The 18,593-nt window shown below is 48.4% G+C and carries 18 protein-coding genes; 4 read left to right on the top strand and 14 right to left on the bottom strand.

The window, feature by feature from the left end; genetic code table 11:
* Position 1: 1 nt before the first annotated feature.
* From NOM72_RS01045 to NOM72_RS01010, 8 genes are read right to left on the bottom strand one after another with little or no spacing between them, the layout of a single operon-like run.
* Positions 2–1,111 (bottom strand): glycosyltransferase family 4 protein, encoded by a 1,110-nt coding sequence (locus NOM72_RS01045; RefSeq protein ID WP_255997407.1) that lies wholly within the window; start codon positions 1,109–1,111, stop codon positions 2–4.
* Positions 1,099–2,442 carry a nucleotide sugar dehydrogenase gene (locus NOM72_RS01040; RefSeq protein ID WP_023469395.1) on the bottom strand — a complete coding sequence of 448 codons (1,344 nt, stop codon included), beginning with the start codon at positions 2,440–2,442 and terminating at the stop codon, positions 1,099–1,101. Before NOM72_RS01040 ends, NOM72_RS01045 begins: the two co-directional genes overlap by 13 nt.
* A gap of 12 nt (positions 2,443–2,454) precedes the next feature.
* Positions 2,455–3,804: a phenylacetate--CoA ligase family protein gene (locus NOM72_RS01035; protein WP_023469396.1), complete on the bottom strand. Its 1,350-nt coding sequence runs from the start codon at positions 3,802–3,804 to the stop codon at positions 2,455–2,457.
* Complete coding sequence (locus NOM72_RS01030; protein ID WP_035396066.1) at positions 3,794–4,828, bottom strand: NAD-dependent epimerase; 1,035 nt, start codon at positions 4,826–4,828, stop codon at positions 3,794–3,796. Before NOM72_RS01030 ends, NOM72_RS01035 begins: the two co-directional genes overlap by 11 nt.
* The gene (locus tag NOM72_RS01025) at positions 4,818–6,104 is read right to left on the bottom strand and encodes a phospholipid carrier-dependent glycosyltransferase (protein ID WP_174316585.1); all 1,287 of its coding nucleotides are present in this window, start codon (positions 6,102–6,104) and stop codon (positions 4,818–4,820) included. The genes NOM72_RS01030 and NOM72_RS01025 overlap by 11 nt, the downstream gene beginning before the upstream one ends.
* A 12-nt stretch (positions 6,105–6,116) precedes the next feature.
* The gene (locus NOM72_RS01020) at positions 6,117–7,376 is read right to left on the bottom strand and encodes an oligosaccharide flippase family protein (protein WP_174316586.1); all 1,260 of its coding nucleotides are present in this window, start codon (positions 7,374–7,376) and stop codon (positions 6,117–6,119) included.
* Positions 7,377–7,391: 15 nt separating this feature from the next.
* Positions 7,392–9,257: a polysaccharide biosynthesis protein gene (locus NOM72_RS01015; protein WP_023469400.1), complete on the bottom strand. Its 1,866-nt coding sequence runs from the start codon at positions 9,255–9,257 to the stop codon at positions 7,392–7,394.
* 21 nt (positions 9,258–9,278) lie between these two features.
* Positions 9,279–9,914 (bottom strand): YveK family protein, encoded by a 636-nt coding sequence (locus NOM72_RS01010; RefSeq protein ID WP_235147600.1) that lies wholly within the window; start codon positions 9,912–9,914, stop codon positions 9,279–9,281.
* A gap of 338 nt (positions 9,915–10,252) precedes the next feature.
* Between NOM72_RS01010 and NOM72_RS01005 the strand changes: the two genes are divergently transcribed.
* Together NOM72_RS01005 and NOM72_RS01000 are read left to right on the top strand one after the other, a co-directional pair.
* Positions 10,253–11,521: an O-antigen ligase family protein gene (locus NOM72_RS01005; RefSeq protein WP_023469402.1), complete on the top strand. Its 1,269-nt coding sequence runs from the start codon at positions 10,253–10,255 to the stop codon at positions 11,519–11,521.
* 28 nt (positions 11,522–11,549) lie between these two features.
* On the top strand, positions 11,550–12,308 hold the full coding sequence (locus NOM72_RS01000; RefSeq protein ID WP_023469403.1) for a homing endonuclease associated repeat-containing protein: 759 nt from the start codon (positions 11,550–11,552) through the stop codon (positions 12,306–12,308).
* Between the two features lie 60 nt (positions 12,309–12,368).
* Here NOM72_RS01000 and NOM72_RS00995 read toward each other — a convergent pair whose 3' ends face one another.
* Together NOM72_RS00995 and NOM72_RS00990 are read right to left on the bottom strand one after the other, a co-directional pair.
* A complete protein-coding gene (locus tag NOM72_RS00995; protein ID WP_055969141.1) occupies positions 12,369–13,364 on the bottom strand; it encodes an ATP-grasp domain-containing protein in 996 nt (331 codons plus the stop codon).
* A 16-nt stretch (positions 13,365–13,380) separates the two neighbouring features.
* Positions 13,381–13,905 (bottom strand): VanZ family protein, encoded by a 525-nt coding sequence (locus NOM72_RS00990; RefSeq protein WP_255997395.1) that lies wholly within the window; start codon positions 13,903–13,905, stop codon positions 13,381–13,383.
* A 204-nt stretch (positions 13,906–14,109) separates the two neighbouring features.
* Here NOM72_RS00990 and NOM72_RS00985 point away from each other — a divergent pair, with 204 nt between their 5' ends.
* Positions 14,110–14,529 (top strand): helix-turn-helix domain-containing protein, encoded by a 420-nt coding sequence (locus NOM72_RS00985; protein ID WP_023469406.1) that lies wholly within the window; start codon positions 14,110–14,112, stop codon positions 14,527–14,529.
* A 48-nt stretch (positions 14,530–14,577) separates the two neighbouring features.
* Here the strand turns inward: NOM72_RS00985 and NOM72_RS00980 are convergent, their stop codons facing one another.
* The 3 genes from NOM72_RS00980 to NOM72_RS00970 form a co-directional block, all read right to left on the bottom strand.
* Entirely contained in the window at positions 14,578–14,889 is a 312-nt protein-coding gene (locus NOM72_RS00980; protein WP_023469407.1) for a hypothetical protein, read from the bottom strand.
* A gap of 141 nt (positions 14,890–15,030) precedes the next feature.
* A complete protein-coding gene (locus NOM72_RS00975) occupies positions 15,031–15,768 on the bottom strand; it encodes a class I SAM-dependent methyltransferase (protein ID WP_035396050.1) in 738 nt (245 codons plus the stop codon).
* Entirely contained in the window at positions 15,761–16,957 is a 1,197-nt protein-coding gene (locus tag NOM72_RS00970) for a hypothetical protein (RefSeq protein ID WP_255997392.1), read from the bottom strand. Before NOM72_RS00970 ends, NOM72_RS00975 begins: the two co-directional genes overlap by 8 nt.
* A gap of 371 nt (positions 16,958–17,328) precedes the next feature.
* Here NOM72_RS00970 and NOM72_RS00965 point away from each other — a divergent pair, with 371 nt between their 5' ends.
* On the top strand, positions 17,329–18,222 hold the full coding sequence (locus NOM72_RS00965; RefSeq protein WP_035396046.1) for a helix-turn-helix domain-containing protein: 894 nt from the start codon (positions 17,329–17,331) through the stop codon (positions 18,220–18,222).
* Here NOM72_RS00965 and NOM72_RS00960 read toward each other — a convergent pair.
* The coding region (locus NOM72_RS00960; RefSeq protein ID WP_255997390.1) for a hypothetical protein at positions 18,223–18,593 on the bottom strand (371 nt) is incomplete at its 5' end. It abuts the gene before it with no gap.

Below are 18,593 nucleotides of genomic sequence, written 5' to 3'. Positions count from 1 at the left end.
TTTACATAGCTGAAAAGAGATCAAGTTGTCGTTTGATGACGTCGGCTTCGTTGAAATGTTTCATGGCACGGTCAAATCCATTCCGTCCCATCTCATTGGCACGGTCCGGTTGTTCGACGAGGGTATTCATCCGGTTGGTGAGCTTCGCGATGTCGTGGACTTCAACGAGATACCCCGTTTTCCCCTCGACGACCTCTTCGCGGCAGCCGCGGATGTTTGTTGCAATGACGGGCTTTGCGCTCGCCATCGCTTCGATGATCGAACGTGGGACGCCTTCGCGATGCGACGGTAAGACGAAGGCATCGACTTGTTGGAACAAGCTCGGTATGTCTTCGACGAACCCAAGGTAATCGACATTCGGAATCTCGCGAATCCGTCGTAAGAATAAGTGTTTCGTCGTCTGATCCCGCTCGCTTGCCATCATCTCACCAGCGATGACGAGACGGGCTTCCGGGTGGCGATAGACGACGTCCTCGAACGCATCGAGCAGTTCGAGAATCCCCTTTTCTTCGACGATCCGACCGATGAAGAGGAACGTAAACGGCGCTCCGGCTTCACGTGGTCGTGGGTAGAAGCGGGTCAAGTCAATCCCATTTCCAAGGTGCATCAGGCGGGTATTCGCCTTAAAGCGTTTGCGCTGAGCGAGTTGATAATCTTCTTCGCTTTGGAGGAGAAGGTAATCGGTCGCGAAACGAGCTAGCCACTTTTCAACGGAATACGTCAGCTGGTACGTCACCCGCCCCATCTTCTCGTGGAAGTAAAAGCCGTGTGCCGTGTAGACGATATGCTTCGTTCCGGCCCGTTTTGCGGCGACGCGTCCGAGGGCGGCAGCGACTGGTGTGTGGACATGGACGGCGTCGTAGCCGTCCTCCTTCAAGATTCGTGTGATTTCTTGGATCGTCCGCCAGTTACTCGTCCAGTCGATCCGGCGCTCGATCGGGATGTCGTGCATCCGGAATCCCTTTGCAGCCAGTTTCACCGAGGCACCGGTGTCGGCACAAGCAATGCCGACGTCGTGCCCGGCGTTTTGTAAAGCGAGTAAGAGCGGCTGTAACATCGTCTCTGCCGTCGTATCAAGGGCACAGACCTGAAGAATTTTTAAAGGCGCCATACGTGGACCCCCTCTGGCTGTTCTGACCGTGGCAACATGCCTTTGATGTCGACGACGATTCCGCGTCCGACCTTCAGTAAGTGTTGCGCTAGATTCCAACCGCCTTCGACGTATTCTTCGTGTGAGACGGCGAAGATGACGACGTCGGCTGGTTTGAGTTCGCTCATCTCGAGCAAGTCGATGCCGTACTCGCGTTTCGCCTCACTCTTTTCGACGAGTCGATCCGTCACTTGGACGTCAATGCCGAACTCTTCGATTTCGCGGACGAGGTTCGCGACTTTCGAGTTCCGGATATCGCTGACGTTCTCCTTGAATGATAAGCCGAGGATCGTGACACGAGCACCGAGGACCGGCATGTTCTGTTTAATCAGGTTCTTGACGAGCGCTGTTGCGATGAAGCGCCCCATCGTATCGTTGATCCGGCGTCCGGCGAGGATGACTTCCGGGTGATAGCCGAGCGACTCGGCTTTCATCGTTAGATAGAATGGATCGACGCCGATACAGTGACCACCGACGAGACCCGGGCGGAACGGAAGGAAGTTCCATTTCGTACCGGCTGCTTCGAGGACTTCGAGCGTATCAATGTCCATCCGGTCGAAAATGATTGCCAGTTCGTTCATCAAGGCGATGTTGAGGTCGCGCTGTGTGTTTTCGATGATTTTTGCGGCTTCTGCAACCTTGATCGACGAAGCCCGGTGGACACCGGCTTCGACGACCGCTTCGTAAACTTCCGCGACGATATCGAGTGTCTGTTCATCCTGAGCCGAGACGATTTTTTTGATCGTCTTGAACGTGTGCTCGTGGTCACCCGGATTGATCCGCTCCGGTGAGTAGCCGACGAAGAAGTCGACACCAGCTCGTAAGCCGGATGCTTCTTCAAGGACCGGGATACAATCTTCTTCCGTCGCTCCTGGGTAGACCGTCGACTCATAGACGACGATATCGCCTTTATTGAGCTGGCGACCAACGAGGTGTGAGGCGCGTAAGAGCGGCGTCAAGTCTGGTTGATTCTGCGCATTGATCGGTGTCGGAACGGCGATGATGATGAAGTCACTCGCTTGCAGTGCTGATGGATCCGAGACGTAGTCGACGGTTGCGTTCTTCAACGTGAACGGACTCAGTTCGAGTGTCGCGTCGATTCCTTCTTGCAGTTCTTGAACGCGTTGTTCCTTGATGTCAAAGCCGACAACGGCTGTTTTTTCGCCGAAGGCGACAGCGACGGGAAGACCGACGTATCCGAGTCCAACGACGGCAATCGAACGGTTGGCAATGGGAAGTGAACCAGTTTGGGCTGCTGTCGTATCTACGATGTGTTTGACTGCCTTGTTCATGGTGGGTTCCTCCTATTTCATCGACTGTTTGACGATCAACGTTTTTCCGTTCGGTTCCTGTTTGACTTGTTCGACAGGCTCAAGGACGATTTTCATCTCGGATCCGAGCAACTTGCGCATCTCGTTCAAGAGGATCTGCTCGTGTTTTGGACGGAAACGCTTCGCATCTGGAATATACCGAAGTGTCACGTGATTGAGCGCGTGCTGCTCGACTTGGAGTCGCAAGACGGAGTTCGGAAGTTCTCGGGCAATCGTCGTGATATCCCCTTCGAACACCTTGCCCCGCTTTTCGCTGACGATATAACTCGTTCCCCGTCCATCGATCGAAGCGATGACTGGTCCGTTTAGTCCACAGCTACAGGTCTCGTCACTGAGTGTCATCCGGTCACCGATCCGGTAACGAATCAGTGGTGTGCCGCGTGTCGTAAAACACGTGACGACGACTTCGCCGTCCTCTCCATATGGTTCGATGATGCCCGTCTCATGATGGAGATGAAGTTTTCGATGACTGCATTCTGAGATGATTGGTGCGCCTTCTGAAGAACCATATTGATCGAAGACCGGTGCGTTGAAGGCTTCCTCGAGAACCGAGCGCATCTCCTCCGTCACCGTTTCCGATGTCGGGAAGATGGCGATCAGCGGGATATCCAGCTTTATATGATGCTTCAGCATATAGCGGGCGATTTCGACCATCGCTGTCGGTGTGCCGTCAAGTGCTTGCGGCTGGAATCGATTCAGCTCCTCGATGTAGGCCGGGAAATTCTCTTCCTTCATGTGAAAGATCGAGACGAGCAACTGATTGAGTGGTCGGTTCATCCGCCAGAAGATTGGTTTCTTTTGATCGACAGCTGTCAGCGTCCGTCCGGTGAAACTCGCTCGGCGCATTCCGGCGTGGAAACCATGACGTTCTTTGAAGTAATCGAGATGTGCCATCCGTTCCTGGACATCCTCGCGCATGAACGCCACTTGAAGTGACTTCCCGCTCGTCCCCCCCGTCCGCCCTCGAACCGGCGCATCGACGCGGGACATGAAGGCGTCATTGTTTTGACGAAGTGTTTCTTTTTCAAGGATTGGAATTGTCTTCAGTTGCTCGAGTGACGTGAACGGTAATTGGATATCATGTTCGTGAAAGAGTTGCGCGTAGTATGGCGTATGCGTTGCAACAAAAATGAGAAAGGCATTCAAGCGATCGAGTTGTTCCGCTTTATAATCCTGCGTCCGATCTTTTTTCCGGAGTTCCTTCATCTTCTGTTCATAGAGGGGACCGTATCGTTCTTGCATTAACTTCCGACCGTATAAGGAGGTCAGCCAATTTTGGATAAAGATTGGGGACCGATAGTAGAATTCCTCTTTAAGCGCCATCTTGAATTTCCTCCTTCAGCAAGTAGTGACTCTCGTACCAGTCGATGAATGCATTGACGCCCGCTTCGACCGTCGTCTGTGGACGGTAGCCGATCGTCTCGAACAGTGATGAGACGTCAGCAAAGCTTTCTGGAACATCGCCTGGTTGAAGCGGCATCCCGTTTTGGATTGCCGTCTTGCCAAGGCGCCGCTCAATCAAAGCAACGAATTCATTGAGACGAATCGGGCTGTGACTGCCGATGTTATAGACACGATACGGAACGTTGCTGCGGTCCGGTAAGGGATTTGAGGCATCGAACGATTCATCGACTTCCGGTTCAGTCTGGAACAGGCGGTAGATGCTTTCGATGATGTCGTCGACGTAAGTGAAGTCCCGCCCCATCTCACCGTAGTTGTAGAGGTCGATTGGTTTGCCTTTCGCGATTGCTTCCGTGAACTTGAACAGTGCCATATCCGGGCGTCCCCAAGGACCATAGACGCTGAAGAAGCGAAGGCCTGTCGTCTTGATGCCGTAGAGACTGCTGTAGGTGTGTGCCATCAGTTCATTCGCTTTCTTTGAAGCGGCGTAAAGACTTAGCGGATGATCGACGGCATCCGTCGTCGCAAACGGCATCTTCGTATTCGATCCGTAGACGGAACTTGAGGAAGCGTAAATCAGTTGTTCGACTGGGTAATGCCGACACGCCTCAAGAATCGAGAGAAAGCCGACGATGTTTGACGTCATGTAGACGTCCGGTCGATCGATGCTATACCGTACCCCAGCTTGTGCTGCCAGATGGAGAACGAGATCGATCGATTCCTGTTCGAAGATCCGCGCGACGGCTGCTGTCTCTTCGAGTGAGACCCGGTAAAACGTGTAGTCCGTTCCAAGTTCAGTGAGCCGGGCTTCTTTTAACGTCGGGTCGTAATAGTCGTTCACTTCATCGAGTCCGATGACCCGGTAACCCTCCCGGATGAAACGACGTGCGGCGTGAAATCCAATGAAGCCTGCGATACCTGTAATTAAGATCGTTTTATTCGGCACGGTGTTCGACCTCCTCGAAGTAGTGGCGCGCTTGCCAGCGCATGTAGTGAACGGATGTGTAGACGATGAGTAACATCGGGAACAACTTATACCGGTGTCGGATGGCCGTTCCGACATTGCCGGTTCCAAGACCGAAGATGACGGCGTTAAGTGCAAAGAGAAGGAAAAAGAAGAAGAGGACGCTGCCGAACGGATGCTGACGGATCAGTTTAAAGGACCGGACGATCGCAAAACAGGCGATGAAGTAGAAGACGGCGTCAAGGAAGAAAATCAGAATGTTCATGACGCTCGACCATTGCCACGGGAACGGTGAGAACAGGAAGTAAATCGTTCGAATCGGCGAGTAGAGAATCATGTCAGCTGGACCTGTCACCGTCAATCCGTTCAGATAAGCGGAGCCGCCACGGTCGTAACTCATCCCGCTGAACAACTGACCGTTTTCTGAGACGTGGGTGAACTTTGCAAACAAGACATCCTGGAAGCTGTAGACGATGAAGCCGACGATCAGTACTTGAAAGATTAGTCGCCGCACCTTCGTCGGTTCAAAATCCATTCGTCGTGTCTCATGGCTATAAAACGAGAAATAGACGAGTAAGACGATGATGCCGACTGCAAGTCCGGAGTGGAACATTGTACTAACGAAGTAGCCGAGATACGCGAGCGTCATATACCATCCGGACTTCTCTTCCGTCCAGCGCACCATGTAGTAAAGTGTGTAGACGATGCCCAGAGCGACGATCTGGTCACGCAAGAGAATCGGTGAGAGCAACAATCCTTGTGGGAAAAATGCGAAGATTAGTGTAGCTGCGAACACGTATCGTTCCGGTAAGCGTAACCGTTGTAGCGTCTTCGCTAGGATGACGACAGCGACGACGCCGAGGATGACGTTGAAGAACTGAGCGAGAATTCGTTCCGGACCGAACATCAGGTAGAAGATTCCGAGAAACTTGGAATAGGTGCCGCGAACGACATCATTGAAGGTCGACGGATCGGTGAAGATTTGGACACCTTCGAGATGAAAAGCTTCCGTATCGTCCCCACTGTGTGGCGGTAAGCGAAACAGCTCGAGATCGATGAACATCAGAACCAGTCGGACGAAGAAAGCGGTGATGAAGATGAGAAAGAGTGGCGTCGTCTCTGCCTGACGGAGTAGATAATAGAGAAACAACACCGAGTTGATGAGCAGCAAGGCGGTCACGTAGGTGTCCGGGAAGAGCGACCGGGCGAATTGACAAACGAGCGCTTCGATGACGATGAGTAGTAGGATTGGTCGCATCTTCTTCCCTCCTTAGCTGCTTTGTTCGACGACGAGCGTGACGTCCCGTGGATACAAGGATCGATACAGTGCTGGTAACAATAGGACGATCTGAGTAACGGCGCAGAGGGTGTAAGCGATCGTCGCACCGTATAGACCATACAGCGGAATCAACAGGCTGCAGGCGATCAGGTTGACGACGACACTACCGAAGATCGAGATCGTCTGGATCCGAAATTGCTGGAAGCCGGTCAAGAGTGCCTGAATGACGGTCGAGTTGTAGAAAAAGAGTGAGGCGACCATCATCAAGACGAAAATCAAGTGGTATTGAACGAACGACGCGTTATAGAAAATCGTCAAGCCCCACTTGCCGAGGAAGATCGCTCCGACAATCAACAGGATGCCGACGACGTTCGTCATCAGTAACATCGAGCGGGTCAGCTTGCGCAGTTCCGGTAAACTTTGACGTTCACCCGTCTCAGACGAGAAGTTCGGTAGTAAGACGGCGATCAAGGAGTGGATGAACAGACTGCCAAGTACGAGTAGATAGGCGATGCTAGCGTAGTAACCGAGCTCTTCCGTTCCGATTGCGTGACCGACGAACAATCGTGGAATGTTTGCGTTCAAGGCGATTAGAAGAGCGACGAAGCCGAGTGGCATCGCTTTAAGGAACAGCTCCTTGCCTGACCGGTACCGTAAGTCAAGCGCTTGATTGTCAAAGCCGCGACCAATGCGGCGAATTGTCGGTAAATCGTATGCGAGTAGCATGATCAAGTTTCCAGCGATCAAGGCGAGTACGAATCCGTGGATTGAATGGGTCGTAAAGAGGACGAGTGCTGCGCCCGAGACGTTCAAGAGACTCCGGAAGATTTTCGAGACGGCGACTTCCTTGAAGGCAGTATGTCCTTGCAAGAAACCGTAAGCGAGATCAGCGAACGATTCCATGTACTTATTCAGGTAGACAAGCAGTGTCAGGAGTAAAATGTCCGCTTCACCGAAGAAATAATAGACCCCAAGGAGGACGAACACACCTGCCGAGAGGAGTGAAAAACGAGTCTTGATGAAGAGCCAGAAGTTCGTCAGTCCAGCCCGTTCTGCCGTCAGGATCGTACTGGCGTTCAGCCAACAGAACATGACGATCGGTGCGGTGATGGCAAGGGCGTAGTTGAAATAACCGATGTTGAGCGGTGTGCTCCATTTGATCAGGAGCGTCAAAATCATCCATTGATGGAGCGAATACGCCGTATCGGCAATGAAGATGAGATTGAAGCGGGACAGCCGGGCCGTTTTCATCGTTTCCCCTCCTCTCTATTTGCGAGCGATCCGCATCGTCGGTGCTACCGGGTCGGCATCGGTTTCGTTCGTGACGTCTAACAAATACTGGCGGAGTACCTCGTCCTGACCGAGCGCTTGGGCGATCTCACGCAAGTACGGGTCGACGGATCCAAAAGGTCGTGTCTTACCGACAAGGATCTTGTCGAAAACGAGTTCGTCATGCACTTCATCACGAGCGAGCAGTTCCTCGTAGAGTTTCTCGCCTTTTCGAATGCCGCTGTAGACGATTGGGATCTGCTCTTCCGTGAATCCACTCAAGTGAATCAAGTTCTTCGCGAGTGTCGTGATGTGGACCGGTTCACCCATATCGAGGACGAACACTTCGCCACCTTTTGCGAGGACACTCGCTTGAATGACGAGACGACTCGCTTCCGGGATTGTCATGAAGTAGCGTGTCATCCGGGGATCGGTGATCGTGATCGGTCCGCCTTTCGCGATTTGTTCCTTGAACAGTGGAATGACGGAACCGCGGCTCCCGAGGACGTTTCCGAACCGGACGACGGCGAACGTCGTCTCGCTGTTACGTGCCATCTGCTGGATGACCATCTCGGCGATTCGTTTCGTCGCCCCCATCACACTCGTCGGATTGACGGCCTTATCGGTCGAAATCATGACGAAGCGTTTGACACCAGCCGCTTCCGCCGCTCGAGCGACGTTGCGTGTGCCGTAGATGTTGTTCTTGACGGCTTCGCTTGGGTTATCCTCCATTAGCGGCACGTGCTTGTGGGCTGCCGCGTGATAGACGAGATCCGGCTCGAACCGTCGCATGACTTCAAGCATCCGATCACTGTCTTGCACATCGGCGATGACGGATTCGAACTGGATGTCCCGACTGAGACACTCGAGTTCCCGGCGGATCAGATAGATGCTGTTTTCGCCGTGTCCGAGAAGGATGAGCCGTTCAGGACGGAAGCGAATCAGTTGTCTGCAAATTTCGGAACCGATCGAACCACCAGCACCGGTGACGAGGACGGTCGCGCTATGAACGCTTCGTTCGATTTCCGTAATATCGAGTTCGACCGGTTCGCGACCGAGTAAGTCAGCGATCGAGACTTCACGAATTTGTTTGATCGAGACCTTTCCGGACGCCAGTTCGACGAGCATCGGTAACGTATGCGCTTCGACTTGGGTTTGTTTAATCCGGTTCAGCAATTCAACCCGCTGCGGATACGGTAACGATGGGATCGCGAGAACGACTGCTTCAATCTTTTGTTCCTCGATGATGCATTCGAGTTGGTCGATTGCTCCGATGACGGGAACACCGTGAATCCGCATCCCGCGTAGTTCAAGCGAATCATCCAGTAATCCAACGACGTTTAAGATATGCGATTTCTTTTGTTTCAGTTCTTTTGTGATCATCTGACCGGAGGCACCGGCACCGATGATCAGCGTTCGTTTGCCGAGCGTCTTATTGTCAGGAACGAGTCTTAAGCTACGTCCGCGAATCAACAACCGGACGAATAAGATACCGTTTAAAACGAGTCCGGTCTGCAGGAAGATCGCTCGTTCGACCGCGAAGTCGAACAATGCGTACTCAAGTCCTAGTAAGACGAAGCTGCTGGCGAGGACGACGACGAGGAGAACGGCGAGATCACGAAGGCTTGCGTAACGCCAGATGATTTGATAGAAGCGCATCCAGTGTGCGACGAACGTGAGGGCGACCCACTGGATGAGAGCGATTTCGAGTGCATCCTGCAACTCGAAGTTGACGGTGAGATGGAGCGGATTAAAGAAGTAGAACGTAACGACAGTCGCGAGTGCGATGATTCCGGCGTCGATCAGGCGAAGGAGTCCGATCTTCAACTGCCGACGGTACGGGGTGAGCGGGGAATGCTGCATGACGGTGTCTCCTCTCCTCTCTCATGAATGGGTGCGGGGAATTGCTTTCGGATAACTATCAGTGGATTCACGTGTCGCTTCCTTTTTGCTTAACGAGCGAGAATAGACGATCAGGAGTCCGAGCATCAGACCAAGGACGCCACCGATCCCTGTATTCATCAGAATGTTCGGTGATACGGGGTTCGTTGGAATCCGTGCACTCGAGAACACTTCCGTCTTACTCGTATTAATCAGTTGCGGGAGATAGTCCTGGAAGACTTCCGTCATCGTATTCGCTTGAATCGCTGCCTGCTCCGCCGAACGATCTGTGACGGATAAGGCGATGACTTGCGAATCGAGATTACTCGAGACCGTCAGACGATCCGTCAAATCGAATAACCGCTTGTCGGTGACGTTCATCTTTTGGGCGACCTGATCGACGACCTCTGGGCTTCGTAAGATATCTTGATAGGTACTGACGAGTGTCGGCGTCGATGTCGCCTCAGCGTTCGCTTGAGGAACGACGAGGATGTAGGCCGTCGCCTCGTATGTCTTTGGAATGACATACATGCTGAGTGCATATCCAGCACCCGCGAAGAGAATCATGAAGAGTGCGAGTAGCCACCAGCCGCGTCGGAGCGTCGTCAAATGATCTCCGAAGGTTTTTCTTTGATGCATCGAGCTCACTGTTGTTCACCTCTTTCTGACTTGACCGAATGGATGGACATTGGTTATATCTACACCTTATTTCCAATCGAATCCCAAAACAATTAGAGCTTGGTGGAAATGATTATATTTTTTTCGGTAGCTATCTCGCTTGCGCAACACTAGTTCACCGTATGAATTCATGTCACGAAAAAAACGCGATTCACGAAAAAATGATCACGTTTTTCTTAATCTTTTTTCATTTATCTGCATGATGTTTTGAAAGATAAGGGTAAATACCAATTTGATGATTAAAAAGTGTTCAAATCGGTAATAAGTCCTATATGAAGGGTGGATAGTCTTTAGAAATCATGTTAAAATCAGCCAATATACCCACATCGTTTGCCTTATCCATCCTAGTCGCTTGGATCATGCTCGATGCTTGGATTCGTCCCTTATCCTTCACGGACGAAGTGTTGCCGAAACAGTGGTCTCTTTGGTTGCTTCCGGTCTACATCGTTCTGTTCAGCGTCTGTTGGCTCATCTTACGACCGTTCTATCGCGCCAATCGGGCGAGAGGACATCAAATCGCACTAATTTTTCTGATTTATCTGACATTTCATATCGTTTTTTTCTTCTTTAACACGAATACGGATCGTATTCTTGCTTCGCTTTACCTCATCTCGACTTGGCTGTTCGTTGGCATCGTCTCTTCGCTCTCGCGTACATCAATCGAACAATGGCAACGGCTGTTGTGTCACTTTCTTTATGGACAAGCCGTCTTTCTCGCTTCCTATGCCCTCATCGTCTCATTTGGTTCAGAGTATGTTCCGGTCGAAAACCTGCAATGGCTTCGGATCGGTCCTTTGTCATTTCCTCAACTGTACGTCGGGGAACAAGGTTCATTCCTTCGCCTCGCTGGTCTGATGAACAATCCGAATACGCTTGCAGCATGGCTTGTTCCAGGCGGACTGTTTGCTTGGTTCTACTTGCTCAAACAGTTCCCGCGTCGGCAAAGCTTTCTGCACGCCGTCCTCCTCCTTCTCATCATCGTCGCGTTACTCAGAAGCGGTTCGCAGACAGGAATCTATTCTTTTCTCCTCCTTGCCCTGCTGACGAGTATTCGAATGGTTCCGGGAACGAGACAGCGGGTGCAGGTGACAGCATGTTACGTAACGGGCAGCTTGATCCTCCTAGCCGTCTTTACGTTTCAAGGACTGCTTCCCCGTTTGCTCAGTCTCAACGGACGATTGACGCTTTGGCAAGCCGGATGGCGCGCTTCCGCTGATTCGCTTTGGTTCGGGCACGGGATCGGAAGTGCCCCACGCGGACTGGAGGAACAACTGAACGAACAAGTTCTCTATACGTTCCACAGTACACCGATCACTTATCTCTATGAATTTGGACTCATCGGTTGTTTGCTGTACGGCGCAGTCTTTCTGTATCTGTTCTATCGACTGTTTCGGATTCAGACAACGGATCTCGCGTTTCTCGCACTGTTGCTTGCAAGCTGGCTCGGACTACTTCAATTCACGGAAAGCATTCTCGTTAGACCGAGTGGATTTTATTTTATTTGGCTCAGCCTTCTCGCTTATACGTCGCTTCGTCGACTTCCACCTCACGACAGTACCCACACCTAGAGCACCTACATGAAAGGGGTATGACATCATGAAGAAATGGACAGAACAACAAGTCATCGATAGCCTAATCGAAGCTAGTATCGAATATCCCGCTCTCGACGCAAAGACGTATGCGCGCTGGTCGGTCGGAAAAGACATTCCATCGATCACGACGATCATCAATGTATTTGGCTCTTGGCGTGAAGCACTCCAAGCGGCTGGTCTCTCATCAATCCGTCCGTACTTTTCAGATGAAGAGATTCTTGCTTTCATCAAGGAAGCATCGACACGCTTACACCCGTTCCATAGCAACAGCTACCGGGAATGGGCAAAGGCGAAACATGGCCCCTCCTTGACATTGATCAACTTACGCTTCGGTTCTTGGTCACGTGCACTCGAAGAAGCACACATTGAAATGACACGTTCTATCTCGATGACAGAAGAACGTATTATCACGGCACTGCTCGAAGCTTCAGATGTCCTTCCACGTCTGACGACACAGACGTATGCGATTTGGGCACAAGAAAACGGACATCCGACAGTCGCGACGATTGCCCGTAAATACGGTTCATGGGCAGATGCCCTCGCTTGCCTCGACATCGCACCGCCTCGCCGGAAATGGGTCGAAGAAGATGTCCTTGAAGCACTGCGGCAGGCACAAGAAGAATTACCTTCCCTCAGTATCATTCATTACCGGAAATGGGCAGAAGGTCGCTCGGTTCCGAGTACCTCGACGATCAACGCTCTCTTCGGTAGCTGGACCTCCGCCGTGCAATGCCTCAAGCGTGCACGCGTCTCTCTTTCTTGATTCTGCTCTTCTACCTAAAAGGAGTGGTCCAGTCTCGACCGGATCACTCCTTTTTCGTGCCTATGATTTTTTGATTTGCTCAAGCAGCGAGGCAGGCAACAGCGTCACCGTATCGTGCTTCAATAAATAGATGTCTTCCACATACGCTCCGATGCGTCGGGGATTACGTTGCCCGTGGAGATTGTTTTGAATCGCTTTCGGAAAATTGACGCCACATTCATACGCATGCGGGTACCCCCCACCGAATCGCGGATTGATCTCTGATAGGTAGAGCGTTCCGTCCACATCGAACAGGTCAAAATCAAGCGGACCGATAAGACCGGTTCCATCTAAGACCTGCTCGACCAGTTCAAAGACATCATCGCGTTTAACGGAACGACTCTTGTCAGTTTCTCCTGCACGCATGACGAGTTTCTCCTTGATGAAGATATCGGTCACTTCATGCGTCAGCCAGTCGACATAGACATCGACACCGAGCTCTTGTCCTCTTAAGTATTCTTGAATCAATAAATCGGGATAGGTAGCGAATAATCCTTCGACGACCTCAAGTGAAGAAACCGCCTGGACATGGAGACTGGCACTCCCATTGCGTGGTTTGACGAAGACTGGGAACTGGACCTCCCCTTGCGCAAGTGCGCTCCGGAATGCTTCGAGCGTCACGTATGTCCGCGCATGCGCGATCCCTTCCGCGACACAATACGTATACATCGCGTACTTGTCGAAACAGAGACGACAGGCATCCATCGGTGAGACGAGGACCGTGACACCGATGGCTTCAAACTGTTCCGTCGCCGCTGCAAGTAACTCCAGTTCAGGATCAATCAATGACAATAATGCTGTCACCTGTTCCCGCTGGCACAATTCAAGTAAATGCTCGATATAATCCGGTGCATCGATCCGTGGTACGAGATGATGGCGTTCCGTCATATAGAGACCCGGTGCAAGTGGACTACAATCCGCGGTACTGACATGACCGTTTGACATCTCACGGACAAAATACTCGACCAGTTTCGTCCGACGACCAACGCTCGTCATCAATAAATGGGAAGTCTTCATAAGGCAGTCTCCTTCGTTAAAAGTGATGCCTGTTCTTTTCGTGCTGGAAGGAAAGACTTCCTGCTTGGCGTCGTACTTTTTTCCTATAGACGAGTAGATAACATCCGATTCCAATTAATGCCCCCATTCCATCGAGTAAGACATCTTGAATGAGTCCTGTCCGGTCCCCTGTCAAAATCTGATGAAACTCATCAAAGACCGCTACCGTGATTGCTAACGAATAGGCAAACAAGACGGCCAGTCCTGTCGTTAGGCGACGACGCGTCAAATCAATCAATCCCACACCTAACACAAGAAATGTTGAGACGTGAGCGGCTTTTCGAATGAAAAATTCAATGAAGCCACTCCGTCCGAGGGCAGCGACACTGACTTCTCCGTGATACGAGAAAGAAATGAAACGCAGATGATCGACGAATCCTAACGGAATGAAGCGCGATAACCTTGGTTTGATGGATTGTGCCTGGTACGGCATCGAACTTGAGATAAAGAGGACTAAGAGAACGGCGAGGACAACATAGCCAGACCATGTAATTTTTTTCATGAAGACACTCCTTTTTTTCACATACACCTTAGAATAGCATGTGATTTACCTCAGCATGACTATCGTTTTAAAAGCCAAATTTAGTATTTCACTATCTTTTTATTTCCTTATTCAAACGTTTTTTACATTTCAAAGGTTTCTCCCGTACGATAAGTGGTTAATTAGTACTATACACGATGACCTGAGGAATAGGAGTGAAGCGCTATGAATCGCGCACTTGGAAAAAAAATCATGCAACTACGAAAACAGCACAAGTACACCCAAAAGCATCTAGCCGAAAAATGCGGTGAAACTGCGACGACGATTTCCGCATATGAACGCGGACAACGGATGCCAACTCCCCAATCCCTCGAACGCTTAGCACTTGCTTTAAATACAACAATCATTGATTTGATTGATCCAAAGCATGTTCAGCACCCATCTCTGAATGAATTCATACAACAAGCGCTCGAACCGACGAAACCTCTTGATTTGAAGCTCGTATTAGAGGATTTACTTGTTCACTTGAGCTTATCTAAAGAAATTTATTTCGATGGTAGACTGATCTCAACTACAGTTCGAGAAGAGATGGCGACTTCGATTGATCATGCGTTAAAACGCGGATCAGCATCGATCGAAGCCTAAAAAGATAAAAGGCATGGGGCGTAATCGCTCCCATGCCTTTTTTTTGGATTAATCGGTTTTTACGACATGATCGATGTACAATTGATTTTCTTCATATGTTGCCTCCAACAGCCTTCGGAAAAAAGTGTTTTGTTTAGTTTTCTCCGAAACAAACACACGATCATATCGTTGATGTGTCTGTTTGAGAAGACTGAATTTTAGCGTTCGAAGTTCTGAAGAAAAAAACAATTGAATACCGTGATGTCCGAAAGCATCCATTGCTCTCGATTCTTCTAAGAAGTGAAAGGATTCGTCTGGAAACAAAGTCTCAATGAACGATAGACAGCTTTTTTGAAAGGTAGTTTCGTTCTGATTTTCCATGATGGTCCGGCTCCTCTTTCTCATGATGTACTTTGAATCGTAATACAAAACTTCTGTATCTCAATACCCTGCCTTTAGACCTATTCAAACTAAACTAGGAGATATATTTTTAATTTATTCTCCTTCTATTCTATCAAAAGCTTATTGTTTATTGAATTCAAGAACGACAATTGTTTTTCCTTCATATATTGATCGACCTTCATAACGAGAGAGTTTCGCGAATTCAAATAAGGTTTCAGGTTTGTATAAGTAATCGATTGCATAGCTTACTTTTTCTTCGCTACCTGATTTTAAATACGCATTAAATAAGAGTCGTTCGCCATCTACATGATGACCAAAGAACATTAAAGTATCATGTATCCGTCGAGTCGAAATGGACTGCTCTGATTCTCTTAGATAAGGAATATCGTGCAACGAAACGAGCAGTTTTCCATGTACACCTAAAAGTTGACGTATGTTCCGAAAGAATAATAGCAGTTCCCCACGGTTGTAATGCATGATGGTCGTACCAGGAAGAACGATCCGATCAAAGAATTCAGGACCTACGACGTCTGTCACATCATGGCTCCAGCCATATACTTTATGACGGTACGGTGTATCGATTTGATGTGTCCGAATCATTTCTGACTCGATCAAATATAAATCGTATCCTTCATCAGATAAGAGATTAAAGAGTTTTGGATCGAACGTGCCGTAAAACAGAACCTTCTCTTCTTTTTGTAGATAGCGTCGATAAAACGTCAATTCATCAATTTCTGTGACTTGCTTCGCTTCTTGATACAGTTGCCCAAAACGTTCATCCGCATAAACGTGATCGAGTACTTCAACACGTGAATAGCTTCCCTTTCTTAAAAATGGACCAAATAATACGTCACTCATGATACATCAACTCCTTATAGTATCGAATCGCTTCTGCATAGTCTGCTCCAAGTCGTTCTGGTAATACATCAAATTGTTCTTTTTGATCAGCTTCAAGAATCCACAAAAATGCTTCGTTCGTTTCGAATAGTTGCATCGATGTTAAATCGAAAGCGAAATACCCCTCTTCGTTTTGAATACCAATCAACGTGAGTGGACCGATACGCCCAATCGTTCGTGGTAATTCTAAATCTGAATAGGGTGTAACAAATCGACTTTCACCTGAAAATGATCCTGCGAGTTGATAGAGTAACGGAAATAACTCGAGTTCCTTTGGTGTGGCCATCGCCTCTAACTGCCCTGCTCTTTGCTCAACCATTAGAGAAATGTCCGAACTCAACCGATCGGTTTTCTGTCGATCCGCATAGATACCATCTTCAAAGAAAAAAAGACGGTGTGAACTGTTCGATCCAGCTTGTGTCGCATAATCCAATATACCGGCGAATCGTTCGTTTTGAATCCACCCGGTATCCTTCCAGCGCTCCAACTGATGAGCGAGTTCTGCCCGAGATAAAACATCAAGTCGTGTTTCAAGCGGAGGGGACAAGGTATCAACGAAAGCAAGAAGGACTGGCGTCCGACTCATTAATTCAATGATTGGTAGATCGTGACGCATCGGATGATCGAAATACACGATACTATTCACTGTCATCGATGTGAAAAAAGATGCCGGAATACGATTCAACAATGAGCTATCTTCGATATAGACATGCCGCAGCGGTTGTGGTTGGAATAGTGAAACATATCGATGAACGCCCGTCATTAAAGACAATAACTCGTTTTGAACGATGGGAAGCACTAACTTTTCATCCTCAAATATGAGAGGTAGTTCTAAACCATTTAGAAAATCGGGTTGTCCAAATACGATACCACCTTCCGCTCGAATTAAATGAAACTGAACGTGAAGCATCTGCTGCTGCAAATAAGCAACCAGTCGTAATGTACGTTCTCCTTCACCCTGTAGAATAAAGAGATAATGTTCATATTCTTGAAAATCCATATAATCCAGTAAATCCTCGAACGTATGCATGTCGTAATCAAAAACATCTAAAGAAAAACGATGGGTTTCACAAAAGTGTCTCATCGCTGAAGAGGGACGTGAGCGTTGTAACCAACCATCCTGTTCTGATACGATCGTAATTCCTATCATGTGATTGCTCCTTTCTGATGAAAATCATGCAAAAAGGACTTCATCCCACATACGAATGAAGTCCTTAGAATGATTCAAGCAGTCTTGTTTCTATCTTTCTTAGACTTAGCAATGGTTTGATCCATTTCCCGATGAGCCAAGGGGGCGACTGAGACGGTAGCAGCATTGAGACACCAAGCGCAAGAAGTCATGTTACGTCGCGTTTCTTTTAAGATGAGTGTCATGGGTGTACCCCTTTCTGAATCAAATACGGCGGGCGATGAAACATTGATATGAAATCAAGTAAATCTATGGTATCCCTTTGCAATCACTTCTATAATAGAAATGGATACTGAGTAACAGTTCAATTTTCATGAAAGGACGAGGATCCAATGGATCATTTCACGTCACCGCAAATTGGTTTGGCGTTACGCCGTCTGCGAAAAAAACATAATCTAACGCAAAAGGATTTAGCAAACGGTATCTGCAGTCAAGCAGAAATCAGTAAGATTGAGAGTGGCACACATTCCCCAACAATCGAATTGTTATATGCGCTATCCCGAAGGTTACAAGTTCCGATTTCTGCGTTTCTAGATCCCAATCGTCAACAAGATTCATTAAAGACGATCGATGAAGACTTACTACATCGTTTTAGAAATCAAGACTTTGAGTCGATCTATAAAGAGAGTCAAAAGATTTTAGAGCAACATGATTCTTCTTTTGAGTTTGTACTACTGTACAAATACTACTATTACCTTTGTTCGTATCGGCTTCAAAAAATTGATTATCGAACCTGTATCGTTGAGCTTCAAAATTTATCAGCAGATTATCTAACTTCTCATTATTCACCCAGTATGCTGATTCGTATTAAGTCAGCTATCGCGAATCTATACTCTGAAAATAAAAGTTATCAGCATAGCATTAATGTTTATGAGGAAATCCTCAAATTAAATTTTGATAGCGATGATTTAGTAACAGAAAAAATTAGAATCACCTATAATTTTTCTAAAATCTTATTAGATTTCTCTAAATATGAACAAGCTCTGCAATTGATTGATGAAGCAATTGAAGAAAGCCTTAATTTTAAAGACATGTCGGTATTAGGACAGTTATACGCTCAAAAGGGAGATTGTCTTGAGAAGTTGGGCGCGACTAAAGAACAAATTATTGGTGCCTATGACAAAGCGTATTTTTTGTTCGAACTACTCAACATGAATCAGTATAAAAAAATCATTTCTTCTATTCGAAGTGATTTTTTAAAAAATATTGTTAGTCAAAATAGTTAATTATGCTCGTGTTGTAGAATATTCAAGTGGAATACGTTCGATCGCTACGTCACGTTTGACTGAGTACTCAAGTGGAATACGCTCGATCGCTACATCACGTTTGACTGAGTATTCAAGTGGGATACGCTCGATTGCTACGTCACGTTTGACTGAGTACTCAAGTGGAATTCGTTCGATTGCTACATCACGTTTGATCGAATATTCAAGTGGGATACGTTCGATTGCTACATCACGTTTGACCGAATATTCAAGTGGGATACGTTCGATTGCTACATCACGTTTGACCGAGTATTCAAGTGGGATACGTTCGATTGCTACATCACGTTTGACCGAATATTCAAGTGGGATACGTTCGATTGCTACATCACGTT

Origin of the sequence: Exiguobacterium sp. LL15 (assembly GCF_024436095.1) — a bacterium.
Classification (GTDB): Bacteria; Bacillota; Bacilli; order Exiguobacteriales; family Exiguobacteriaceae; genus Exiguobacterium_A; species Exiguobacterium_A indicum.
This window is presented reverse-complemented; position numbering and strand designations above follow the sequence as displayed.